Below are 22,967 nucleotides of genomic sequence, written 5' to 3'. Positions count from 1 at the left end.
AACAATTCTTTTTATTTCTATTGGAACATAGGAAGGGATTGTTATATGGTTATTTGATTAGAAAATTAAATTAATAATTATAAATATACAATCCCGTCTAGTTTTAAAACAAGACGGGATTTTTTTTGCTTACATGGAAACAAAAATCGCAATTCAAGGAATTAAAGGCTCATTTCACCATCAGGTTGCAAATGAATTTTTTAACGAAACAACTTCACTTAATGAATGTATGTCATTTGAAAGTTTAGTAACGAGTATTAAAGAGAATAATTCTCAAAAAGCGGTCATGGCTTTAGAAAACTCTATTGCGGGTTCAATAATCCCAAATTACGCACTGATTGATACCAACGATTTGCACATTATTGGAGAGCATTATCTAGATATTCACATGAATTTGATGGTTATTAAAGGTCAGAAAATAGAAGATATTAAAGAGGTTCATTCGCATCCCATTGCATTGTTGCAATGTGCTGTTTTTTTTAAGCAATACCCGCATATTAAATTAGTTGAAAGTGGTGATACTGCCGAGACAGCTCAACGAATTAAAAAAGAAAATCTATTAGGAATAGGTGCAGTTGCCAGCCCAATTGCTGCAAGAATGTATGATTTAGATATTATTGCTGCAGGAATTCATACTATAAAAAGCAATAAAACACGATTTGTGATTCTAAAAACACAGAACAAAGAAATTCCTAAAGAACAAATTAATAAAGCTTCTATAAAATTTGAATTAGACGATACGCCGGGAAACTTGGCTACGGTTCTCAATGTGATGAATAACTGTAAATTAAATTTAACTAAAATTCAATCAATGCCCATTATTGAAACACCTTTTCAATATTCATTTTTTGTTGATGTTGTTTTTGTGAAATACAAACATTATGAAAAAGCAAAGAAAATATTAGAATTAATGACGACGCATTTTAAAGTTTTGGGTGAATACAAAAAAGGAGAGCAATGATAACAATAGCAAATAGATTAAAAACTGTCGAAGAATATTACTTTTCATCAAAATTGAGAGAAGTACGGGAACTAATTAATCAAGGAAAACCTATTGTGAATATGGGAATTGGAAGCCCAGATTTACAGCCATCAAAATTAGTTACTCAAGCAATGCAAAATGCTATGTGTGATAATGTTGCGCATCAATATCAATCCTATCAAGGGTTGCCAGAATTGAGACAGGAAATGGCAATTTTTTATAAAAATAACTTTCAGATCGATATAAATTTTAATAATGAAATTTTACCATTAATGGGTTCTAAAGAAGGAATTATGCATATTTCACTCGCTTTTTTAAATGAAGGAGACGAAGTTTTAATTCCAAATCCAGGTTATCCAACGTATACTTCGGTAACAAATTTAGTGGGAGCAAAACCTGTTTTTTATGATTTGATTGCGGAGAATGATTGGGAACCCGATTTTGAAGCTTTAGAGAAGCAGGATTTAACCAAAGTAAAACTAATATGGGTAAATTATCCACATATGCCAACGGGAGCAAGAGGAAGCTTACATTTGTTTGAAAAATTAATAAACTTCGCTAAAAAACATCACATTTTAGTTATAAATGATAATCCGTATAGCTTTGTTTTAAACGACAATCCAATTTCAATTTTACAAGTAACAGGAGCAAAAGAAGTTGCATTAGAATTAAATTCATTATCTAAAACCTATAATATGTCAGGCTGGCGAGTGGGAATGGTTTCTGGGAATTCAAAGTATATTGATGCTGTCCTGAAAGTAAAAAGCAATATGGATAGCGGTATGTTTTACGGAATTCAGAAAGGAGCCATCGAAGCACTGAAACTAGATAAATCTTGGTTTGATGAACAAAATAAAATTTATTATAAACGTAGAAATTTAGTTTTTCAGCTAGCAGACAAGCTAAAATGTACTTATGATAAAAATTCAGTTGGGTTATTTGTTTGGGCAAAATTACCAATAGGAATAACTAATTCTGAAGATTTTGTAGATGAATTGTTATATCAAAAAGATTTATTTATCACACCAGGAAAAGTTTTCGGAAACAACGGAGAAGGTTATGTTAGATTTTCGCTATGTATTTCCGAAGAAAAAATTAAAGAAGTTTTATCAAAATTTTTGATAGAAGAACAAATTCATTTATAATTTTGTAACAAATAAAAACTATGGAAAATAGTATCTCATTACGCACTTGGTTAGACGATTTCAAATTATCACATCCGTTAGTAATAGCGGGACCATGTAGCGCAGAAACAGAAGAACAAGTCTTGAAAATTGCACACGAATTAAAAAATTCCGATGTAAGTATTTTTCGTGCTGGAATCTGGAAACCAAGAACTCGTCCAGGTGGATTTGAAGGAGTTGGAGAAATTGGTCTTAAATGGTTGCAAAAAGCCAAAGCCGAAACAGGTTTGCTTATGGCGACCGAAGTAGCAAATGCTACTCATGTAAAATTAGCATTAGAATATGGTATAGATGTTTTGTGGATTGGTGCTCGAACAACTGTAAACCCTTTTGCAGTTCAAGAAATTGCCGATGCTTTACAGAATACCGACAAAATTGTATTGGTAAAAAATCCTGTAAATCCAGACTTAGCTTTATGGATTGGTGGTGTAGAACGTTTGTATAACGCAGGAATCAAAAAATTAGGAGTTATTCATAGAGGATTTTCTACTTACGAAAAAACAAAATATAGAAACATTCCTGAATGGCAAATTGCAATCGAACTACAAAGTCGTTTTCCAGATTTACCGTTGATAATTGATCCGTCTCACATAACAGGAAGACGAGATATGATTCAAGAAGTTTCGCAACAAGCGCTCGATTTAAATTATGATGGATTAATAATTGAAACGCATACAGATCCAGACAATGCTTGGAGCGATGCAGCACAGCAAGTAACACCAACGGTTTTGAAGCAAATGTTTGAAGATTTGAAAGTAAAAAAAATCACCGTTGAAGAAGATGGTTATAACACCGAAATGATAAAATTACGAGCTAATATCGATATTTATGATAGCAAAATTCTCGAAATTTTAGGTAACAGAATGAAAGTTGCTGAACAAATAGGAGCGCTTAAAAAAGCAAATAATGTTGCCGTTTTACAAAACAAACGATGGAACGAAATTTTAGGAAAAATGATTCTTGATGGTGAAGAAAAAGGACTAAGTGAAGAATTTATCTTAAAAATGTTTAAAGCCATTCATCAAGAAAGTATTACACACCAAGAAAAAATTATAAATCAATAAAAAACACTAATTACAAATCACAAATTATATTGTAGAATTAATCGTAATTTTGCATTCAATTCATAATTCATAATTCATTTTGACAGGAATCGTTTATAAATCTACAGGAAGTTGGTACACCGTAAAATCTACAGAAGGAGATTTTATGGAATGTCGTATAAAAGGGAAATTCCGAATGAAAGGGATCAAAAGCACTAATCCAATTGCTGTTGGCGATGTTGTCGATTATGATTTAGATGAAAATTCCGATGTGGTTACTGGAACGATTACCAATATTCATGATCGTAAGAATTATATTGTTCGTAAATCAGTCAATTTATCGCATCAAATGCACATTATTGCATCAAATCTAGATTATGTTTTTTTGTTAATTACGATAAATAATCCACCAACTACAACCAATTTTATCGACCGTTTTCTTGTTACAGCTGAAGCTTACGGAATAGAAACGATTTTGGTATTTAATAAAATAGATACTTACGATGAAGCGATGCTCGACGAGCAATTGTTTATGCAATATATTTATCAGCAAATTGGTTATAAATGCCTGCGAGTTTCATCGACCGAAGGAAAAGGAATTGAAGAGTTAAAAGAGCTTATGATTGGCAAAGTGACTATGTTTTCTGGACATTCGGGAGTAGGAAAATCAACTTTAGTCAATGCAATGGAGCCAAGTTTACACTTAAAAACCAAAGTGATTTCTGAGCAAAGTAAGCAAGGGCAACATACTACGACATTTGCAGAAATGTATGATTTGTCATTTGGCGCTCAAATTATAGACACACCAGGAATAAAAGGTTTTGGAATTGTAGATATGGAAAAAGAAGAAATTTCGGGTTACTTCCCAGAATTTTTTAAGCTCAAAGACCAATGTAAGTTTAACAATTGCTTACATAAAGATGAACCAAAATGTGCCGTTAAGGATGCGTTAGAAAAAGACGAAATTTCCTATTCACGATACAATAGTTATCTAAAAATACTAGAAGGCGATGATGAAACGTATCGCACGGATATTTATAATGACGACCGAATTGCGAGTGACGAAACGAGAAATAAGTAATAATTGTGAAAGTAGTAATACAAAGAGTTTCTCAAGCATCAGTAACAATCGATTCTAAAATTGTCGCTGAAATTCAAAAAGGATTGTTAGTTTTAGTCGGTATTGAAGATTCAGACAATCAAGAAGACGTTAGTTGGCTAACATCAAAAATAATAAATCTTCGCATTTTTGCTAATGAAAATGAGGTGATGAACCTTTCGGTAAAAGATATAAAAGGCGAAATTATTGTTGTTTCTCAATTTACACTTCATGCTTCTACTAAAAAAGGAAACCGGCCAAGTTATATTAAAGCATCTAAACCAGAAATAGCCATTCCGTTGTACGAAAGTTTCGTCAAGCAAATAGAAACCGAATTAGGTAAAAAAGTGCAAACAGGTGTTTTTGGAGCAGACATGAAAGTTTCGCTAGTAAATGACGGACCAGTAACAATAATTATAGATAGTAAAAATAAAGAGTAATGAATCTAAAAACCTCCCAACTTGAAGTAGATAATTGGATAAAAAACCACGGCGTTCGTTATTTTAATGAACTTACTAATATGGCACAACTTACAGAAGAAGTAGGAGAAGTAGCTCGTATTATTGCCCGTCGTTATGGCGAGCAATCCGAAAAAGAATCGGACAAAAATAAAGATTTAGGCGAGGAACTTGCTGATGTCGTTTTTGTGGTTTTGTGTCTAGCAAATCAAACAGGAATAGATTTGCAAGCCGCCTTTGATAAGAAATTGGATTTAAAAACAAATCGCGATCACGACCGTCATCATAACAATGAAAAACTGAAATAATTGTGAATTTACTTCTGCAATCAACAATCATTAATAAAAGTTCAAAATTGAGTATTTCTGGGTCTAAATCGGAAACCAATAGATTGTTATTATTGCAAGCATTGTATCCGAACTTAGTTTTAGAAAATGTTTCTAATTCGGATGATTCACAAGTAATGATTAAAGCATTAATTTCGAATGAAAGTATAATCGACATTCATCATGCAGGAACCGCCATGCGATTTCTAACAGCTTATTTTTCTATGCAAGAAGGTAGAAAAATTATTTTGACGGGTTCCTCTCGAATGAAAGAACGACCAATAAAAATTCTAGTCGAAGCTTTGCAACAACTTGGAGCGGAAATTTCATGCGAAGAAAACGAAGGTTTCCCACCTATAAAAATAACAGGAAAAAGAATTACTCAAAATAAAGTATCACTTCCGGCCAATGTAAGTAGTCAATATATTTCGGCACTTTTATTAATCGCACCAAAATTAGAAAACGGATTAGAGTTGACATTAATTGGCGAAATCACATCAATTCCATATATCAAAATGACTTTGGCTTTGCTTAATGATTTAGGGATTGAAACTTCATTTATTGGCAACAAAATTTCAGTAATTCCAAAATTCCAAATTCCAAATTCCAAATTCACAATTGAATCTGATTGGTCATCAGCTTCCTATTTTTATTCAATAATTGCATTATCAGAAATTGGAACACAAATAACATTGTCAAGCTACAAAAAAAATAGTTTGCAAGGCGATTCAGTTTTGGCAACAATTTACAGAGATTTTGGCGTTGAAACAGTTTTTGAAAATAATTTAATTACTATTCAAAAAGTCAGTGATTGTAAATTATCAACTGTCAATTATCAATTAAATAACGCTCCCGACATTGCCCAAACCATTGCCGTGACTTGCTTCGGATTAGGAATTGCGTGTCATCTTACAGGTTTACATACTTTAAAAATTAAAGAAACCGATAGATTAGAAGCTTTACAAGTTGAATTAACAAAATTAGGTGCAACAATTTCTGTTACCAATGATAGTTTAACTTTAGAAGCTTCAGATTCAATCAATTCAGATGTAAAAATTTTAACCTATCAAGACCATCGTATGGCAATGGCATTTGCACCATTAGCCTTAAAAAATTCAATTATTATTGAAGATGCTGAGGTAGTTTCAAAATCGTATCCTAATTTTTGGAGCGATTTACAAAGTATAGGTTTTACTATGTCAGAAGAATAAAATGAAACTAAGAACCTTAGTTTCTTTGAGCCTTTGCACCTCTTTTCAAAAATAAACACCAAAACACTTGACAACGCCTATCTCACAATCGTATATTTGCACACGATTTAATTTTAGAACTCAAAAATCTAAAATCTAACCCGAGCCTGAAAGTGCGAATAGGCGAAGCAAATCTAAAATCTAAAATTTTACTATGAAATTATCTCATTTCCAATTCAATTTGCCAGCCGAATTATTAGCTGAATATCCTGCTGAAAACCGTGACGAATCAAGACTTATGGTTGTCGATAGAAAAAAAGGAACAATAGAACATAAAATGTTCAAAGACGTTCTAGATTATTTCGACGAAGGCGATGTTTTAGTTTTAAACAATACTAAGGTTTTTCCAGCAAGACTATACGGAAACAAAGAGAAAACAGGAGCAAGAATTGAAGTTTTCTTATTAAGAGAGCTAAATGCAGAGCAACGTCTTTGGGATGTTTTAGTAGATCCAGCTCGTAAAATTCGTATTGGGAACAAATTGTATTTTGGCGATGATGATTCATTGGTAGCTGAAGTAATAGACAATACAACATCACGCGGAAGAACACTACGTTTTCTTTATGATGGTTCATATGAAGAGTTTCGTAATAAATTGACAGAACTAGGTGAAACACCAATTCCAAAATATATTTCTCGCGAAGTAACGCCAGAAGATGCCGAGCGTTATCAAACTATTTATGCAAAAGAAGAAGGAGCAGTAGCTGCACCAACAGCTGGTTTGCACTTCTCTAAACACTTAATGAAGCGTTTGGAAATAAAAGGAGTTCAGTTTGCAGAAGTAACACTTCACGTAGGTTTAGGGACTTTTAATCCAGTTGAGGTTGAAGATTTATCTAAACACAAAATGGATTCTGAGGAACTAAAAATAACACAAGAAGCTTGTGATATTGTAAATGCTGCAAAAGTAAGAAAAAATAGAATTTGTGCTGTAGGAACAACCTCTATGCGTGCAATAGAAAGCTCAGTTTCTTCAGCAAGAACACTAAACCCTTATGATGGTTGGACAAATAAATTTATTTTTCCACCACATGATTTTAGTTTAGCAACTTGTATGATAACAAATTTCCATACTCCTAAATCAACCTTAATGATGATGATTTCAGCATTTTGCGGTCATGATTTAATGAAAGAAGCTTATGCGCAAGCCATCAAAGAAGGATATAAATTCTATTCTTATGGTGATGCGATGCTAATAATATAATTCTTTGTTGAAATTAATTTAAGAAACCTTTCAGTAATGAAAGGTTTTTTTATGGCGTGACCCGAAAAGGGTCGGGCTTTTCGTTACAAACGAAGTTCACTGAACTCCGATGAAAATAAAAATATAGTGAAGTAATCTTTTTCTCGGCGAAAAGCCTCAAAAAAGGATTTTCACTTCTATCCCTCACGCGGGAGCATTTTAAATTTCAAAATTCGTTATTCAATATTAGCTTATATGACCTTAAATGCCTTATTTGGTTCAAAAAAACTTTGTGCATCTTCGTGAAATAATTTTTCTTAATTTTACAAAATCAAAAACCAAATCATGACTTTCCAAAATACCTTACAATTTGCACAACAACTCGATAATCAAGATGAACTCAAAAATTATAGAAACGAGTTCATATTTCCACAACACAATGATAAAAATGTAATATATTTTACTGGAAATTCATTGGGATTACAACCCAAATCAGCCAAAACTTATGTTGGTGAAGTGATGAATGATTGGGGAAATCTCGCTGTAGAAGGTCATTTTTACGCAGATAAACCTTGGTGGGATTATCAAGAACGTTTTGCAAATCCGTTAAGTAAAATTGTAGGAGCAAAACCAAGTGAAGTGACTGTAATGAATACACTTACAGTAAATCTTCACCTACTTATGGTTTCCTTTTATCGTCCTACAAAAACACGCTATAAGATTATCTGCGAAGAAAAGGCTTTTCCATCAGACCAATATATGTTTCAGAGTCAAGTTGATTTTCACGGTTATAAACCGGAAGATGCGATTGTCGAAATTAAAAGAAGAGAAGGCGAACACAATATCCGACTAGAAGATATTCTCGCAAAAATAGAAGAAGTAGGAGAGGAATTAGCATTGGTATTATTTGGAGGTGTGAATTATTACACAGGACAAGTTTTCGACATGAAAACCATCACCGAAGCAGGACACAAGCAAGGAGCAAAAGTTGGTTTCGATTTAGCTCACGCTGCAGGAAATATCAAATTAGAATTGCACGATTGGAATGTCGATTTTGCGGCATGGTGTTCTTATAAATATATGAATTCAGGACCAGGTAATGCTTCAGGATGCTTTGTTCATGAAAAACATCATAATGATTCAGACTTGCCTAGATTTGCTGGTTGGTGGGGACACAACAAAGAACGACGTTTCAAAATGGAACCTACTTTCGACCCTGTTCATGGAGCCGATGGTTGGCAAATAAGTAATTTGCCAATTCTATCATTGGCACCTTATTTAGCATCAGTCGAAATGTTTGCTGAAGTTGGAATGGATAGATTAATTGCAAAAAGAAACCAAATTACAGCTTATTTAGAATTTATCCTTCACGAAATAGACAAAGAAGTAAAAGGTCATTTCGAAATTTTAACACCAAGTAATCAAGAGGAAAGAGCTTGTCAACTTTCTGTTTTCTTGCACGGAGAAGGTCGTTCGTTATTCGATTACTTAATGAAAAACGGAGTCATAACAGACTGGCGTGAACCCAATGTAATTCGCTTAGCGCCAGTTCCGTTATATTGTTCTTATGAAGATATGTATCATTTTGGTCAAATATTAAAAAAAGGGATAGAAAACCATTAAATTTTTATAGTATTCTTAAAATTTTAAACTTATTTATATATATTTGCGATTCAAATAGAAATTAATTTAAATATTTATGAAAAAAAAAATACACTTTATAATTCTGTTTTTGCTAGGATTAACGGCAGTAAATGCTCAAACTTCAGCAAACGAACAAAGAGCTCGTGATTATATCAAATCGCAGGAAAAAGAATTACAAATTAAACCAGAACATAGTTTTAGTCTAAGATTTGTTCGTAAAGGATTAGCTGGAGAAACACTTAGGTTTCAACAAATGCTTAACAATGTTCCAGTTTTTCAATCAGAAATTGTAGTTAACTTTGATTTAGAAGACAAAGTTGCTTATTCTTCAAATAATTATGATACTACTGTAGATAATATCAATACAAATCCAAGTATAAGTGAGCAACAGGCAATTGCGATTTCAAATGCTAGCTTAAATGATACTAATGGTAAGATTGCGTTTCAAGCATGTAAATTATATATTTATAATTTAGAAAAACCAACAAGATTAGTTTATCGTGTTTCTACACAAATAGATAATAAACCAGGAGATTGGCAAGTTTTTGTAGATGCGAATACATCAAAAATTATAAAAACAGAAAATATAGCACTCGATTTTCACGCTACAAATGTGACTAAAGAGAAAAAAAGAAAAGAAAAAAAAGAAGTAAAAGAAAGTAAAGCTCCTTTAGCATTTACAACTGGGACAGGAATGATTTTTAATCCTGATCCTCTTTCTGCAGCTCACGCAACTTATGCAGGAGGATATTTAGATAACAATGATGCGGATAGTCCTCAATTACAAGCTGCAAGAACAGCGGTTGTTTTGCCACAAATAGATTTAACAGCCGGTGTGTATAGATTAAAAAGCCAGTACTTAAATATTGCAGATTTTGAAGCGCCAAACCTTGGCTTATTTACTCAAGCAACAAATGCTTTCAATTTTACAAGAGATAATGATGCCTTTGAAGCAGTAAATGCTTTTTATCATTTAGATAATAGTATGAGATATATCAATAGTACATTAGGGATTGTTTGTTTACCAAATAATGCAACTCTTTTTCAGTTTGACCCTTCAGGTTTAAGCGGAGCTGATAATTCTCATTTTCTTCCTTCTACAGATCAAATTGCCTTTGGAGAAGGAAGTATAGATGATGCTGAAGATGCTGATGTTGTTCTACATGAATTTGGACATGGTATCCACGATTGGTTAACTGGTGGTGGAGGATCGCAAGTTACCGGACTAGGTGAAGGAAACGGTGATTATTGGGCGCAATCATATAGTAGAAGTTTGAGTCAATGGACTTCAGTTGAGGCAAATTATAACAAAGTTTTTACTTGGGATGGTAATGATAGCTGGAGCGGAAGATCTACGGGAGTTACAGCTACATATCCTCAAACAGGCGCTACTAACACTGAGATTCACACTTACGGACAAATTTGGGCAACAGCTTTAATGAAAATTTGGGATGTATTAGGTAGAACAAAAACCGACAAAGCATTTTTAGAAGGATTAGCTTTAACTAATAACTCTACTAATCAACCCAATGCAGCCATTGCAGTTCGTCAAGCAGCTATAAACATGAATTATCCATGTGCTGATATTCTAACAATGACACAGAAATTTACTGCTGCTGGTTATACGATGCCAGCTGTAGCTTTAAAAATTAATTGCCCAGGAACACAAACAGTTACTGCCGGTGCAGGTAATACTTATACAGTTCCAAGTTATTCAAGTTTAACAAATGCAATTAGCCCTTTATGTAATGCGGTTGTAACTCAATCACCAGCTATTGGTTCTAGTTTAGCACCAGGTACTTATACTGTAACAATGACTGCTACTAATGGAACAGCAGTTAATTGTCCGTTTACATTAATTGTGCAACCTCTATTAGGATTAGATGAGGTTATTAAAAACAATCTAAAAGTTTATCCTAATCCAGCATCTACAAACATTACTATTAAAGGTGATTTTATTTCAGATCAAAACATTACAGTTTATAATATTTTAGGTCAAAAAGTGATGGAGAAAACTTTAAAAAACAATGAAAATATTTTGGATATTTCTAGTTTAGCTTTAGGAGTCTATACTATTAGATTTAATGAAACTAAAACTACAATCAAGTTTGTGAAAAACTAAAAAGAGTATTTTTTATATAAAGCCTATTCATATTTTTTTGAATAGGCTTTTTTTATTGAATTGTCTTTGCATAGTTTAAAGTTATAAAAACATCTTTTGTAAAAACCTTTCAACCTTTGTAACTTTGCAACTTAGAATCTCAAAAAAATGAACAAACAACAAAAAATACAATCTTTCGATCCATCACAACCGGGATTGGCCGATGCTACCATTTTCGGATTACCATTTACAGCCGAAGAAAGTGAAATTATTATTATCCCAGTGCCTTGGGAAGTAACCGTAAGTTATGGTGCAGGAGCATCTGAAGGCCCAGAAGCAATATTTGAAGCTTCTTTTCAAGTCGATTTGCAACACCAAGAATTTCCAGAGTTATGGAAATTAGGAATGTATTATGACCAAGCGCCAGAACATTGGTTAAAAAATTCAGATAAATACAAAAGCCTCGCACAACCTATTATTGAAGCTTTGGAAAATGGAGAAGTAATCGAAAATTTCCCAGGACTACAATCTGATTTAGATAAAATAAATAAAGTTTGTGCCGAATTGCATGCTGAAGTAAAGGAACGTGTTCTGCATTGGATTAAAAAAGGGAAAAAAGTAGTTTTATTAGGAGGTGATCATTCTACACCATTAGGATATTATCAAGCATTAGCAACAATTCATGATAATTTTGGGATTTTGCATCTAGACGCTCACATGGATTTACGCATTGCTTACGAAGGTTTTACTTATTCGCATGCGTCTATTATGTATAATGCACTGCAAATTCCTCAAATAACAAAATTGGTTCAAGTTGGAATTCGTGATTTTTGCGAACAAGAAGTCGAAGTTGTACAAAAACAAGGAAATAGAGTCGTTGTTCATACTGATATGGATATGAAATCAGATACTTTTGAAGGGAAAACGTGGCAACAACAATGTGATCAAATTATTGCAGCATTACCACAGAAAGTTTGTGTTTCTTTCGATATTGATGGGATGTATTCTTGGTACTGTCCTAATACAGGAACGCCAGTTCCAGGAGGGTTTTCTTTCGAACAAGCTACATATTTGTTAAGTAAATTAGCCAATAGTGGAAAAGAAATTATTGGTTTCGATCTAGTAGAAGTAGCTCCAGGAGAAAATGACGATTGGGACGGAAATGTAGGTGCAAGGATGTTGTATCATATGTGTGGCATGTTAGCTAAAAATAACGGAATGGAAGTGGGGAATAAAATAAAATTTAATAAAAATTAAATTATGTAACCTCATAGGGTTTTTGGTGTTACTTTGTAGCTTATTAATTTAAAATATTTTAGTTATGAAAATAATAAGTTTGATGGTAGTATTTCTAGTTTTTTTTTCTTGCCAAAATCAGGCTAAACTCGATATTCAAAAAGAGAAACAGACGAGTATTGATTCTATGAAAGTTATAACAGAAAAGCAAAGAGTTATTGATTCAATGAAGGTGGAAATGGCTCAAGTTGAAAAGCAAAAAGAAGTAGTTGTAGTAAATCACACAACGGAAGCAAACTCCAAAATTGCAAAAAAGAAAAAATGGAGTGGTGCGGCTAAAGGAGCTGTAATAGGGGCCGGTGTCGGAGCCGTTACGGGAGCTATTATCAGTAAGAAAAAAGGAACTGGAGCAATTATAGGCGGATTAGCAGGTGCAGGAATAGGAGCAGGAACCGGAGCTATAATTGACGATAGTCAGAAAAAATAATTTATTTTTTAGGATAAGATGCGTTTAAATTTGTAATAAATTTAAACGCATCTTTTTTATTTAAAACTGTAAATAATTAATTAGATTTGGGTATTAATTTATCTCAAATGAAAAAGCTTAAAAAAGTACTATTTATTTTTATTTCATTCATAGCTTTATTATCACTTTTAGTATATGGTTACCTGTTCACTACAAAACCACAATATGAGGGAGAATTAGCTATAAAAAATATATCAAAAGAAACAACTGTATATTTTGATGATTATGGTGTGCCTCATATTTATGCCGCGAATCAGAAAGACGCCATGACTACATTGGGTTATGTTCATGCGCAGGATAGATTGTGGCAAATGGAATTGATACGTCGTATTGCACCAGGAAAATTGTCTGAAATATTTGGAACCAGAGCACTTAAAAACGACAAATTTTTTATTGGTTTAGGAATCGAAGAAAATGCTGAAAAAGCAATAGCAGAATTAGATAAAAGCGGGAAGCCATACCAAATGGCAATGGCGTATTTAGATGGAGTAAATCAATATTTGGAAAACGGAAAAACACCAATCGAGTTCACGATTTTGGGGATTAAAAAAGAAAAATTCACCTTAAAAGACGTTTACAATACTTTTGGATACATGGCTTTCAGTTTTGCTATGGCTCAAAAAACAGATCCGTTGTTGACAGATATTAAAAATCAATATGGAGAAGAATATTTGAAAGATTTAGGAATCGATTATTCATTAAATCCAACAAGACTAAAAATTTCCAAAGAACAAACACAACAATATGTCGAAATTTCAAAATCGATAACTGCATTATTAGAAAATTCTCCGGTGCCACCATTTATTGGAAGCAACAGTTGGGTGCTTTCTCCAAAGAAAACTAAAACTGGAAAAGTACTTTTTTGCAACGATCCGCACATCGAATATTCACAACCCGGAACATGGTACGAAGCACATATTTCTTGTCCAGAATACGAAATGTATGGCTATTATCTTGCCGGAACTCCATTTCCACTTTTAGGGCATAATCGAAATTATGCCTACGGATTGACCATGTTCGAAAACGACGATGCCGATTTATTTCAAGAGGAAAACAATCCAAAAAATGAAAATCAGTATAAAACGGTTACAGGTTTCGAAAATTATAAAATAAGAACTAAAACTATTAAAGTTAAAGATTCTACATCGGTAATTTTAAAAATAAAAGAAACACAACACGGGCCTATAATTAATGATTTAATGGCTGATTTTAAAACCCAAAAACCGGTTTCTTTTTCTTGGATTTACACACAACAACCTAACAAAATTCTAGATGCAGTTTATGGATTAAGCAGAGCAAATAATATTGAGGAATTTCAAAAATCAGTTTCCTACATAGTAGCACCAGGACTTAATATCATGTATGGTGATGCCAAAAATAATATTGCTTGGTTTACTTCTGGAAAATTATACAAATTAGAAAAAGGAGTCAATGCCAATTTTATTTTAAATGGTACCAATGGCATCGATGATAAAAAAGAATTTTTAGATTATTCTAAAAACCCATCGGCGGTAAATCCGAGTTGGAATTATGTATATTCCTCAAACAATATGCCCGAAGCGATTGATGGTTACAATTATCCAGGCTATTATTTGCCAGAAGATAGAGCTAGAAGAATCACCAATTTATTAGATAGCAAAAGTGATTGGAATAAAGAAGACGTAAGTAAAATGATGACAGACAATACGTCGCCAGTTTCAACCGAAATAGTAAAGACAATGTTATCTGTTATTGATGGTGAAAAACTTTCGAATCAAGAAAAAGAAGCAGTAAGCGTATTAAGGAATTGGAAAGGAACAAACGGATTAACAGACATTGCGCCAACTATCTATAACAAATGGATTTATTTATATCTAAAAAATACGTATCAAGATGAAATGGGAGAAACTTCATTCAAACAATTCTTGAAAACACATATTATGAAACAAAGTATCGTTTTCCAAACAAATAATGAAAATTCACCTTGGTGGGATAATATTGCGACTAAAAATAAGAAAGAAACTCGTAAAGACATTCTAAAATTAGCATTGCAACAAGCTATTTTAAGTTTAAATAATCAACTAGGAAATGATGTAAATTCTTGGACTTGGAATCGTGTGCATAAAGTGGAATACAAGCATCCGTTAGGAAGCGTAGCTTTATTTAAACCCTTTTTTAATGTTGGTTTGTTTGAAATTTCGGGAGCAAACGAAGTCATAAACAATACCATGTTCGACTATTCCGATGCAGCTGAATATAGTATAAAAGCAGGGCCGTCAACAAGAAGGATTGTCGATTTTTCTGATGTAGAAAATAGTTGGAGTATTTTACCAACAGGACAATCAGGTAATCCTATGAGCAAACATTATAATGATCAAGCCGAAATGTATGCTACTGGTAAATTCAGAAAAATGAAATTGAACAAAGAAGAAATTATTAAAACTTCTACTAAATTGGTTTTCAAAACTAAATAAATTGGCTCATCTTTGCAAACATTAAAATTAGGATTAATGTTTAGCAGCTTTGATTCATAATTCGTAATTTTTAATTCGTAATTATTTAATGCAAACTCCTCAAAAAATTGCAATTGTAGGTTCTGGATTAGTGGGAACTTTACTAGCAATATACCTTAAAAAATTAGGACATACGGTTCATGTATTCGACCGAAGCGCGGATATAAGAACAGTAGAATTTTCCGGGCGATCTATCAATTTGGTAATGTCTAATCGTGGCTGGAAAGCCATGGAAGATGTAGGGTTAGGAGAAGAAATTCGAAAAATAGGAATTCCTGTAGACAAACGTGCTATACATACTCAAGACGATAAACTTAATTATCAGAACTACGGCAAAGAAGGAGAAGCTATTTTTTCACTTTCACGTGGTGTCTTAAACCGAAGAATGATCGATTTAGCAGAAGATGCTGGAGTCGAATTTTTCTTCGAACAAAAAATTTGGGATGTTACCTTATCTGATGCAACATTGCATATTGGAGAAACAGAAAGAGGCGAATGGAAAGATTTAAAATACGATAAAGTTTTTGGTGCCGATGGTGCTTTTTCAAGAATTCGTCACAGGATGCAACGTCAAAGTATGTTTGACTATTCTCAGGAATTTATGAAAATTGGCTACAAAGAGTTGCATATTCCAGCCAACCCAGACGGAACTCATAAAATAGATAAGAACTCATTGCATATATGGCCAAGAGGTAATTTTATGTTAATGGGATTGGCTAATCTCGATGGAAGCTTTACGTGTACATTATTTATGCCTTTTGAAGGAGAAAACTCTTTCGATAAGTTAAAAGATGAAGCCAGTTTGATAGCCTTTTTTGCTAAATATTTTCCAGATACTAAAGAAGTAATCCCTGATTTAGTTAGAGATTTCTTTAAAAATCCGACGAGTTATTTAGCGATAATGAAATGTTATCCTTGGACTTATGAAGACAAAGTCGCTTTAATAGGAGATTCGGCTCATGCTATTGTGCCTTTTTATGGTCATGGTATGAATGCTGGTTTTGAAGATATTACAATTCTAAATGAAATGATTACTCAATACGGAGACGATTGGAAAACTATTTTTTCGGAATATCAAAAATCCCGTAAACCTAATGCCGATGCTATTGCTGAACTTTCGTACAGAAACTTTATGGAAATGAGTTCGAAAACAGCCGATCAGAACTTCTTGTTACAAAAGAAAATCGAAAAATGGTTTTCAGACAAACATCCTGACAAATGGATGCCATTGTACAGTCGTGTCACATTTAGTTTGCAACCTTACTCAGAAGCACTTGCTATAGGTGATTTCCAAAATAAAATCATGGAAGAAGTGATGCAAATCCCATCAATTGAGGAAAAATGGAATTCTAAAGAAGTAGAAGATAAGATTATTGAACTTTTGAAATAGCAATCTCAAAATTCAATAAAAAAAATCAAATTATTCTTCTCGATGCACTTTTGTAAAATCGAAAGCAGGTTTACAAATAGATAGATATTCACAAGGTTCCTCAAAAGGATTTGAATACTGAACGCGTGTATTTTTTTCAATTTTTATAGATTGGCCTGCTTCAAGAATGATAATCTCGTCTTCTATAATAAATTGCTTTTTTCCTGAAATAATATAGGTATATTCTTCAAATTCAGGAGTTTGAAATGGTTCGCTCCATTTGGGTGGCGCAATCATGTGTGCCACTGAAATTTCCGAGTTACCTGTGGTTGCATTTCCGTGGTGTTCTTCAATAAGTTTCCCATCGGTTGTTGGAACTACAAAAGGTGATTTTTGAATGGTATATTTTTTCATTTTTGCTATTGCGAGATATTGGGTATCTTTATGATTATTATTTAATTTTTTCTGTAGAGATTTATAATCCCGAATAGACTAACGATTGCCCAAGTCCCTTCTAAAATAATAAAGGGCATATAATTAATTAGTAATGAAGCATAGCAAGCCAAAGAAGCACCTATAATGTTCATTATAAAATATAATTTCCCGTCTTTTTTTATTAACGAGAAAATATTTAAAAAATAAGCGATTAGGATTAATCCAACTCCAATCGTGCCAATAATATCTTTATAGTTCATCACTTTTTAAAAATAAAATAAACTGCTAATATTAAAAAAATAAAACCAAGAGCATGATTCCATCTAAAAGTTTCATTTTTAAAGAAAATCATCGAAAAAAACACAAAGATAACTAGCGTTATTACCTCTTGAATAACTTTGAGTTGCATTAAACTAAATGGTCCACCATTGCCTTCGTATCCAATTTTGTTAGCGGGAACCTGAAAGCAATATTCAAATAGAGCCAATCCCCAACTAATCAGAACGATGGTAATTAATCCTGCATTTTCGAACCATTTTAGTTCTTTAAATTTTAAATGTCCATACCAAGCCAACGTCATGAAAATGTTGGAAAGTATAAGTAATCCTATTGTTGCGTAGCCTTTCATCGTTTCAAAACCTTCATCAAAACGCTAAAAGCACCTCTAATAAAACTAGCGCTCGTCACAACTTTCAAAACTGATTTCCCAACAACACTTGCAGTGCTCGGTTCTTTACTAGCCTTTTTTTCTTCCTCTTTTTCGGCAATTTCTGCCGAAGCGTCTTCAATTTTTTTAATCAAAATTTCGTAAGCGCTTTCTCGGTCTATTTCTTCGGAGTATTTTTCTACTAATTTTGATTTTGAATTAATTTCAGAAATTTCACTTTCACTCAAAATATCCATTCTACTTTCTGGTGCACGCATCATAGTGGCAGCTAAGGGAGTTGGAATTCCTTTTTCGTTTAGAGCCGTTACTAACGCTTCGCCAATTCCGAGAGAAGTTAATAATTCTTCCGTTTTATAAAACTCGGAAGTCGGATAATTATCGGCAGTTTGGTTTATGGCTTCTCTATCATTGGCAGTAAATGCTCTCAAAGCATGCTGGATTTTCAATCCCAATTGAGCCAAAACTCCTTTGGGAATATCCATCGGATTTTGAGTGATAAAATAAACGCCAACTCCTTTAGAACGAATCAGTTTGATGATAGTTTCTATCTGGTCTAGCAAAGTTTTACTTGCCTCATTAAATATAAGGTGTGCTTCATCTATAAAAATAACCAATTCTGGTTGGTCAACATCTCCTTTTTCTGGCATTACATTATAAATCTCGGCTAGAAGATTCAACATAAATGTCGAAAACAATTTTGGTTTGTCTTGAATATTTGTTAAACGAACAATATTTATATATCCTTGACCATTTTCATCAATTCGCATTAAATCATCAATTTCAAACGATTTTTCTCCAAAAAATGTGGTGGCACCTTGTTGTTCTAATTCAATGATTTTTCTTAAAATAGTTCCTGTTGTTGAAGTCGAAATTTTACCGTATTCTTCAGAAATTTCGTCTTTTCCTTCTTCGGTAATATAATTCATGACTTTTTTAATGTCTTTCAAATCTAAAAGAGGCATTTTTTTGTCATCACAATATTTAAAAATCACTGATATTACACCAGCCTGTGTGTCATTTAAGTCTAAAATTCTAGAAAATAAAACGGGACCAAATTCGGAAACCGTAGCACGCAAACGAACACCATCTTGTTCAGAAAGTGATAATAGTTCGACTGCAAAAGCTTTTGGAGAAAACGGAATATTAATTTTAGTATGTCTTTCGGTGATAAAAGATTTTTCTTCACCAGCCTTTGCTACGCCACTAAAATCACCTTTTATATCCATCATCAAAACTGGAATTCCTTTTTGGGATAGTTGTTCGGACAATACTTGAATCGTTTTTGTTTTTCCAGTTCCTGTTGCTCCAGCAATTAATCCGTGACGGTTTAAGGTTTTTAAAGGGATTGTAATATGTATGTCTAAAGCCTCTCCGTTTAACATGGCGCCACCAAGAATAATGCTTTCGCCTTTACAAGCGTAGCCATTTGTTATTTGTGTTTTAAAATTTTCTATGGTATTCATTTAAGTAAATTTATAGAAGTGCAAGTTATTAATTTTTGATTTAACAAAACTACTTAAACTTTTCTTTAAAATTTGGCTTAATTTTTGATACTGCTTACAGTGAGTATGTGTTTAGAAAAAATATCTAAAATATAATTTAATAATGCATATTTTATGATTTTCGCATTAAATGCTTATTTTCGGTATTAAATAATCAATAATTAATTTGTTTTTAAATACATTTTGTATTTAATTTGTTTTCTAAGATATATTTATAACCTAATTATTATTATTATTGATTAGAAAGTTTAAAAAAAGTTTTTTTATTAGAACTAAAAAATTAAATTTGCCTCCACTATTTAATAATACAAAAGAAATTATAATCAATTAAGAAAATTTAAATTTTAAAAAAATGGCAAACGTTAAAAAAGAAAGTAGTTCAAACGGAGGAGATATGTTCTCAGGAATTGTTATCGTAGCATGTATTGTGGTTGGATGGTTAGTTTGGAAGTTCGTAATGGGTGCAGGTACAAACTTTGCTGGAGGAATTTCAGGAGGAACACCTTTACCAGGAAATTATCTTGCAATGGTTTATAAAGGAGGATCTATTGTTCCTGTTTTGATGGGATTGTTGTTAATGGTTGTTGTTTTTGGAATCGAAAGATTTATGGTTATATCTAAAGCTGCTGGAAAAGGAAATTTAGATGCATTTATGAAAAAAGTACAAGGTAGTATTACTACGGGAGATATAGATGGAGCTATCGATGCTTGCGACAAACAAAAAGGATCAGTTGCTAATACAATTAAAGCGGGTCTTGTAAAATATCAAGCTGTAAAAGCGGAAGGTTTTACTAGTGAAGAGGCTACAGAAACTATTCACAAAGAAATAGAAGAAGTTACTTCTCTTGAAATGCCAATGTTAGAGAAAAATTTAACAATTATCTCTACATTAGTATCTTTAGGAACTCTTGCAGGTCTTTTAGGAACTGTAACAGGTATGATTAAAGCATTTGCTGGATTAGCAGGTGGTGGTGGAGCAGATTCTGCTGAATTAGCAAATGGTATCTCTGAAGCGCTTATTAATACTGCAACGGGTATCTCGACTTCTGCATTAGCAATTGTTGTTTACAACTACTTTACTTCAAAAATTGATACGTTAACTTATTCTATTGACGAAGCAGCTTCAACAATGGTAAATACTTATAGACGTTTCAAAGGAAGTGTAAAATAATATAAAAAATTAGTGTAAAGGAGAATGGGCTTTATTTCCTTTTCCTTTACATAAAAAAACAAGAATATGGCTAAAGTAAAAATGAATAAAAAAGTAGCTGCTATCGACATGACAGCCATGTGTGATGTAGCATTTCTTCTGCTTACTTTCTTTATCTTGACTGCGACTGCAAAACAGCCAGAGCCTTTACCAGTTGATACGCCTAGTTCTACTGTGCAAACAAAATTGCCAGAAAAAGATTTAGCTACATTGACATTAGGAAGTGGTAAAGTATTTTTTGGAGTTACTGGAAAAGAAGTTAGAATAAAAACACTAGAGTTAATGGGTGCTAAATATGGTATTGCATTTTCTCCAGAAGAAAGAAAAAGATTTTCAGTGATAGATGCTTTTGGTGTACCAATGTCACAACTTAGAAGCTTAATAGCTAAAGAAGCAGCGGAAAGAAATCGAAAAGATTTACAACCAGGTATTCCTAAAGATTCGCTAGATAATCAGTTGAAAGATTGGATTTACAATGCAAGAATTGCGACACGAGATATTGCTCAGACAGAATTGAAGGTAGCAATAAAAGGTGATGCTAAACAAGAATATCCTCAAGTTAAAAAAGTGATTGATATTTTACAAGACCAGCAAATAAACAGTTTCAATTTAGTGACTGGTTTGCGTGGAGAAGATTTTTAATATTTAAAAAAAACAACGATGGCAGAATTAAATACTGACGACGGCGGAGGCAAAAAAGGCGGTAAGGTAAGAAGTAAAAAAGGAAACTCACGTGTAGATTTAACTGCAATGGTAGATTTAGCTTTTTTGTTAATTACATTTTTTATGCTGACAACTTCGTTAAATAAGCCACAATCGATGGATTTAGGGATGCCTGAAAAAGATCCTAAAAATCCACCGCCACCTGTTTTAGTCGATGAAAGACGAACTATGACTATATTGCTAGGAGAGAATGATAAATTAAAAAATTATATGGGTCTTATTGAAACTCCAATTGAGGCTCCTAAATTTCTTTCTTACGGTAAAGAGGGGATTCGTAAAGATATTCTTTCTAGAGTTAAATCGGTGCCGTTAGTTACTGGAGATCCTAAAAAGGGATTGATTGTAATTATCAAACCAAGTAAAAAATCCACTTATAGAAATTTAGTTGATATTCTTGATGAGATGGCTATTTGTAAGGTTCCAACTTATGCAATTGTGGATATAACTCCAGCTGAAGTTGCTTTGTTAGATAAAGAATAGGTTATTATTTAACCAAAAAATGAGAAAATTATGAAATTAGATTTATTCAGAACGCAGTGGTTAGATTTAGTTTTCGATGGTCGTAATAAGAAGTATGGTGCTTATGAGTTGCGAAAAGAGAATCCTAAAACATCGGTTAAAGCATTATTAGGTGGTGCGTTTATTTTTGCGTTCGCTTTAAGTACACCTTTATTGCTTGATTTGCTTCCAGATTCTGAAGCAAAAAACACACTCGACGAAAAAGTTGTTTTGGTGAATTTAGATAAACCTAAGGAAAAATTACCTGAACCAATAAAACCGCCAGAGCCACCAAAACCAAAGATTGACGAGGTAAAATTCGTTGCTCCTAAAGTTGTAGCGAAAGAAAAAGTAGTTGAAGAAATTAAGACTATCGAAGAGCTTAAGGATAAAACTATTGCAGCGAAAGATCAAAAAGGAGATAAAGATGCAGCTATTGTAATCGATCAACCTACTGGAAATGCAGATAAAGATGCTGAGATTATAGACAATAATGTATATAGTTCTGCAGGTATTGAAGTACAACCAGAATTTCCTGGTGGATGGGCTAAATTTGGGCAATATGTTCAAAGAAATTACCGATCTCCAGAAGTAGAACAAGATCTTAAAGGACGTGTTTTTGTTGAGTTTGTTGTCGAGAAAGATGGTAGCTTAACAGATATTAAAGTAGTAAGAGATCTAGGTTTTGGTACAGGAGCAGAAGCAATTAGAATGCTAAAAAATGCACCTAGATTTAAACCAGGAGTTCAAAATGGTAAAACGATACGTGTACGTTATAGTTTGCCTATTATGCTAGATATTAAAACAGAATAATGGATTCTGTAGATACAAATAATACCAAGAAGAAATCGCTAAAAGAGCGATTTCTTCTCGTTATAGGAATATTGTTTTTCGTGCTATACTTAGTTTTCGGATTAGCAGTAATCTTCTGGAGAGGATTGGGACTAGATATGTCTAATACTTACAGAATTGCTTTTGGTGGAATAATTATTGTATATGCTTTTTTAAGATTTATTCGTTTCTTTCAAAAATCATAATA

At 32.9% G+C, this 22,967-nt stretch carries 23 protein-coding genes; 19 read left to right on the top strand and 4 right to left on the bottom strand.

Translation table 11 applies throughout. From position 1 onward, the window contains the following. Positions 1–133: 133 nt before the first annotated feature. The 14 genes from ACKVOV_RS09820 (at position 134) to ACKVOV_RS09755 (ending at position 16,914) form a co-directional block, all read left to right on the top strand. Positions 134–961: a prephenate dehydratase gene (locus tag ACKVOV_RS09820; protein WP_409206583.1), complete on the top strand. Its 828-nt coding sequence runs from the start codon at positions 134–136 to the stop codon at positions 959–961. Next, positions 958–2,127 (top strand): pyridoxal phosphate-dependent aminotransferase, encoded by a 1,170-nt coding sequence (locus ACKVOV_RS09815; protein WP_409206582.1) that lies wholly within the window; start codon positions 958–960, stop codon positions 2,125–2,127. Before ACKVOV_RS09820 ends, ACKVOV_RS09815 begins: the two co-directional genes overlap by 4 nt. 20 nt (positions 2,128–2,147) lie before the next feature. Then, complete coding sequence (locus ACKVOV_RS09810; RefSeq protein WP_409206581.1) at positions 2,148–3,230, top strand: chorismate mutase; 1,083 nt, start codon at positions 2,148–2,150, stop codon at positions 3,228–3,230. Between the two features lie 79 nt (positions 3,231–3,309). Then, positions 3,310–4,290, top strand: a complete 981-nt coding sequence (gene rsgA, locus ACKVOV_RS09805; protein ID WP_409206580.1) for a ribosome small subunit-dependent GTPase A — start codon at positions 3,310–3,312, stop codon at positions 4,288–4,290. Between the two features lie 5 nt (positions 4,291–4,295). Beyond that, positions 4,296–4,748, top strand: a complete 453-nt coding sequence (gene dtd / locus ACKVOV_RS09800) for a D-aminoacyl-tRNA deacylase (protein ID WP_409206579.1) — start codon at positions 4,296–4,298, stop codon at positions 4,746–4,748. Continuing rightward, positions 4,748–5,074, top strand: a complete 327-nt coding sequence (locus ACKVOV_RS09795) for a nucleotide pyrophosphohydrolase (RefSeq protein ID WP_409206578.1) — start codon at positions 4,748–4,750, stop codon at positions 5,072–5,074. Before dtd ends, ACKVOV_RS09795 begins: the two co-directional genes overlap by 1 nt. Before the next feature lie 2 nt (positions 5,075–5,076). Continuing rightward, positions 5,077–6,303 (top strand): 3-phosphoshikimate 1-carboxyvinyltransferase, encoded by a 1,227-nt coding sequence (locus ACKVOV_RS09790; RefSeq protein ID WP_409206577.1) that lies wholly within the window; start codon positions 5,077–5,079, stop codon positions 6,301–6,303. Positions 6,304–6,496: 193 nt separating this feature from the next. Next, positions 6,497–7,546 (top strand): tRNA preQ1(34) S-adenosylmethionine ribosyltransferase-isomerase QueA, encoded by a 1,050-nt coding sequence (gene queA, locus ACKVOV_RS09785; protein ID WP_409206576.1) that lies wholly within the window; start codon positions 6,497–6,499, stop codon positions 7,544–7,546. Positions 7,547–7,870: 324 nt separating this feature from the next. Continuing rightward, positions 7,871–9,148 carry a kynureninase gene (kynU, locus tag ACKVOV_RS09780; RefSeq protein ID WP_409206575.1) on the top strand — a complete coding sequence of 426 codons (1,278 nt, stop codon included), beginning with the start codon at positions 7,871–7,873 and terminating at the stop codon, positions 9,146–9,148. 76 nt (positions 9,149–9,224) lie between these two features. Continuing rightward, positions 9,225–11,291, top strand: a complete 2,067-nt coding sequence (locus tag ACKVOV_RS09775; RefSeq protein WP_409206574.1) for a T9SS type A sorting domain-containing protein — start codon at positions 9,225–9,227, stop codon at positions 11,289–11,291. A 147-nt stretch (positions 11,292–11,438) separates the two neighbouring features. Further along, positions 11,439–12,527, top strand: a complete 1,089-nt coding sequence (locus tag ACKVOV_RS09770) for an agmatinase family protein (protein WP_409206573.1) — start codon at positions 11,439–11,441, stop codon at positions 12,525–12,527. Between the two features lie 82 nt (positions 12,528–12,609). After that, a complete protein-coding gene (locus ACKVOV_RS09765; protein WP_409206572.1) occupies positions 12,610–12,993 on the top strand; it encodes a glycine zipper family protein in 384 nt (127 codons plus the stop codon). A gap of 107 nt (positions 12,994–13,100) precedes the next feature. Continuing rightward, a complete protein-coding gene (locus tag ACKVOV_RS09760; RefSeq protein WP_409206571.1) occupies positions 13,101–15,485 on the top strand; it encodes a penicillin acylase family protein in 2,385 nt (794 codons plus the stop codon). A gap of 88 nt (positions 15,486–15,573) precedes the next feature. Continuing rightward, entirely contained in the window at positions 15,574–16,914 is a 1,341-nt protein-coding gene (locus ACKVOV_RS09755; RefSeq protein WP_409206570.1) for an FAD-dependent oxidoreductase, read from the top strand. Between the two features lie 30 nt (positions 16,915–16,944). On the opposite strand, the gene ACKVOV_RS09750 is transcribed toward ACKVOV_RS09755, so the two are convergent. The 4 genes from ACKVOV_RS09750 to ACKVOV_RS09735 are packed head-to-tail and all read right to left on the bottom strand — an operon-like array spanning position 16,945 to position 19,458. Continuing rightward, the gene (locus ACKVOV_RS09750) at positions 16,945–17,307 is read right to left on the bottom strand and encodes a cupin domain-containing protein (RefSeq protein ID WP_409206569.1); all 363 of its coding nucleotides are present in this window, start codon (positions 17,305–17,307) and stop codon (positions 16,945–16,947) included. A 41-nt stretch (positions 17,308–17,348) separates the two neighbouring features. Beyond that, positions 17,349–17,588: a CBU_0592 family membrane protein gene (locus ACKVOV_RS09745; protein ID WP_409206568.1), complete on the bottom strand. Its 240-nt coding sequence runs from the start codon at positions 17,586–17,588 to the stop codon at positions 17,349–17,351. Beyond that, positions 17,588–17,956 carry a DMT family protein gene (locus tag ACKVOV_RS09740; protein ID WP_409206567.1) on the bottom strand — a complete coding sequence of 123 codons (369 nt, stop codon included), beginning with the start codon at positions 17,954–17,956 and terminating at the stop codon, positions 17,588–17,590. Before ACKVOV_RS09740 ends, ACKVOV_RS09745 begins: the two co-directional genes overlap by 1 nt. Continuing rightward, positions 17,953–19,458 carry a helicase HerA-like domain-containing protein gene (locus ACKVOV_RS09735; protein WP_409206566.1) on the bottom strand — a complete coding sequence of 502 codons (1,506 nt, stop codon included), beginning with the start codon at positions 19,456–19,458 and terminating at the stop codon, positions 17,953–17,955. The genes ACKVOV_RS09740 and ACKVOV_RS09735 overlap by 4 nt, the downstream gene beginning before the upstream one ends. A 391-nt stretch (positions 19,459–19,849) precedes the next feature. Between ACKVOV_RS09735 and ACKVOV_RS09730 the strand changes: the two genes are divergently transcribed. From ACKVOV_RS09730 to ACKVOV_RS09710, 5 genes are all read left to right on the top strand, one after another. After that, entirely contained in the window at positions 19,850–20,668 is an 819-nt protein-coding gene (locus ACKVOV_RS09730; RefSeq protein WP_409206565.1) for a MotA/TolQ/ExbB proton channel family protein, read from the top strand. Between the two features lie 66 nt (positions 20,669–20,734). Then, on the top strand, positions 20,735–21,349 hold the full coding sequence (locus tag ACKVOV_RS09725) for an ExbD/TolR family protein (RefSeq protein ID WP_409206564.1): 615 nt from the start codon (positions 20,735–20,737) through the stop codon (positions 21,347–21,349). An 18-nt stretch (positions 21,350–21,367) separates the two neighbouring features. Beyond that, a complete protein-coding gene (locus tag ACKVOV_RS09720; protein WP_409206563.1) occupies positions 21,368–21,910 on the top strand; it encodes an ExbD/TolR family protein in 543 nt (180 codons plus the stop codon). Positions 21,911–21,940: 30 nt separating this feature from the next. Next, the gene (locus ACKVOV_RS09715) at positions 21,941–22,741 is read left to right on the top strand and encodes an energy transducer TonB (RefSeq protein WP_409206562.1); all 801 of its coding nucleotides are present in this window, start codon (positions 21,941–21,943) and stop codon (positions 22,739–22,741) included. Further along, a complete protein-coding gene (locus ACKVOV_RS09710) occupies positions 22,741–22,965 on the top strand; it encodes a hypothetical protein (protein ID WP_409206561.1) in 225 nt (74 codons plus the stop codon). Before ACKVOV_RS09715 ends, ACKVOV_RS09710 begins: the two co-directional genes overlap by 1 nt. Positions 22,966–22,967: the final 2 nt, after the last annotated feature.

It is taken from the genome of Flavobacterium sp. (assembly GCF_046153165.1).
Classification (GTDB): Bacteria; Bacteroidota; Bacteroidia; order Flavobacteriales; family Flavobacteriaceae; genus Flavobacterium.
The sequence above is the reverse complement of the archived record's forward strand: the minus strand, read 5'-3'. Positions and strand labels throughout refer to the sequence as shown.

Coding starts and splice junctions, on each gene's coding strand:
- ACKVOV_RS09720 (WP_409206563.1), top strand. CDS start 21,368: ATGGCAGAATTAAATACTGACGACGGCGGAGGCAAAAAAGGCGGTAAG.
- ACKVOV_RS09760 (WP_409206571.1), top strand. CDS start 13,101: ATGAAAAAGCTTAAAAAAGTACTATTTATTTTTATTTCATTCATAGCT.
- ACKVOV_RS09765 (WP_409206572.1), top strand. CDS start 12,610: ATGGTAGTATTTCTAGTTTTTTTTTCTTGCCAAAATCAGGCTAAACTC.
- ACKVOV_RS09750 (WP_409206569.1), bottom strand. CDS start 17,307: ATGAAAAAATATACCATTCAAAAATCACCTTTTGTAGTTCCAACAACC.
- kynU (WP_409206575.1), top strand. CDS start 7,871: ATGACTTTCCAAAATACCTTACAATTTGCACAACAACTCGATAATCAA.
- queA (WP_409206576.1), top strand. CDS start 6,497: ATGAAATTATCTCATTTCCAATTCAATTTGCCAGCCGAATTATTAGCT.
- ACKVOV_RS09770 (WP_409206573.1), top strand. CDS start 11,439: ATGAACAAACAACAAAAAATACAATCTTTCGATCCATCACAACCGGGA.
- ACKVOV_RS09815 (WP_409206582.1), top strand. CDS start 958: ATGATAACAATAGCAAATAGATTAAAAACTGTCGAAGAATATTACTTT.
- ACKVOV_RS09810 (WP_409206581.1), top strand. CDS start 2,148: ATGGAAAATAGTATCTCATTACGCACTTGGTTAGACGATTTCAAATTA.
- ACKVOV_RS09820 (WP_409206583.1), top strand. CDS start 134: ATGGAAACAAAAATCGCAATTCAAGGAATTAAAGGCTCATTTCACCAT.
- ACKVOV_RS09710 (WP_409206561.1), top strand. CDS start 22,741: ATGGATTCTGTAGATACAAATAATACCAAGAAGAAATCGCTAAAAGAG.
- ACKVOV_RS09745 (WP_409206568.1), bottom strand. CDS start 17,588: ATGAACTATAAAGATATTATTGGCACGATTGGAGTTGGATTAATCCTA.
- ACKVOV_RS09735 (WP_409206566.1), bottom strand. CDS start 19,458: ATGAATACCATAGAAAATTTTAAAACACAAATAACAAATGGCTACGCT.
- ACKVOV_RS09730 (WP_409206565.1), top strand. CDS start 19,850: ATGGCAAACGTTAAAAAAGAAAGTAGTTCAAACGGAGGAGATATGTTC.
- ACKVOV_RS09740 (WP_409206567.1), bottom strand. CDS start 17,956: ATGAAAGGCTACGCAACAATAGGATTACTTATACTTTCCAACATTTTC.
- ACKVOV_RS09725 (WP_409206564.1), top strand. CDS start 20,735: ATGGCTAAAGTAAAAATGAATAAAAAAGTAGCTGCTATCGACATGACA.
- ACKVOV_RS09795 (WP_409206578.1), top strand. CDS start 4,748: ATGAATCTAAAAACCTCCCAACTTGAAGTAGATAATTGGATAAAAAAC.
- ACKVOV_RS09775 (WP_409206574.1), top strand. CDS start 9,225: ATGAAAAAAAAAATACACTTTATAATTCTGTTTTTGCTAGGATTAACG.
- ACKVOV_RS09755 (WP_409206570.1), top strand. CDS start 15,574: ATGCAAACTCCTCAAAAAATTGCAATTGTAGGTTCTGGATTAGTGGGA.
- ACKVOV_RS09715 (WP_409206562.1), top strand. CDS start 21,941: ATGAAATTAGATTTATTCAGAACGCAGTGGTTAGATTTAGTTTTCGAT.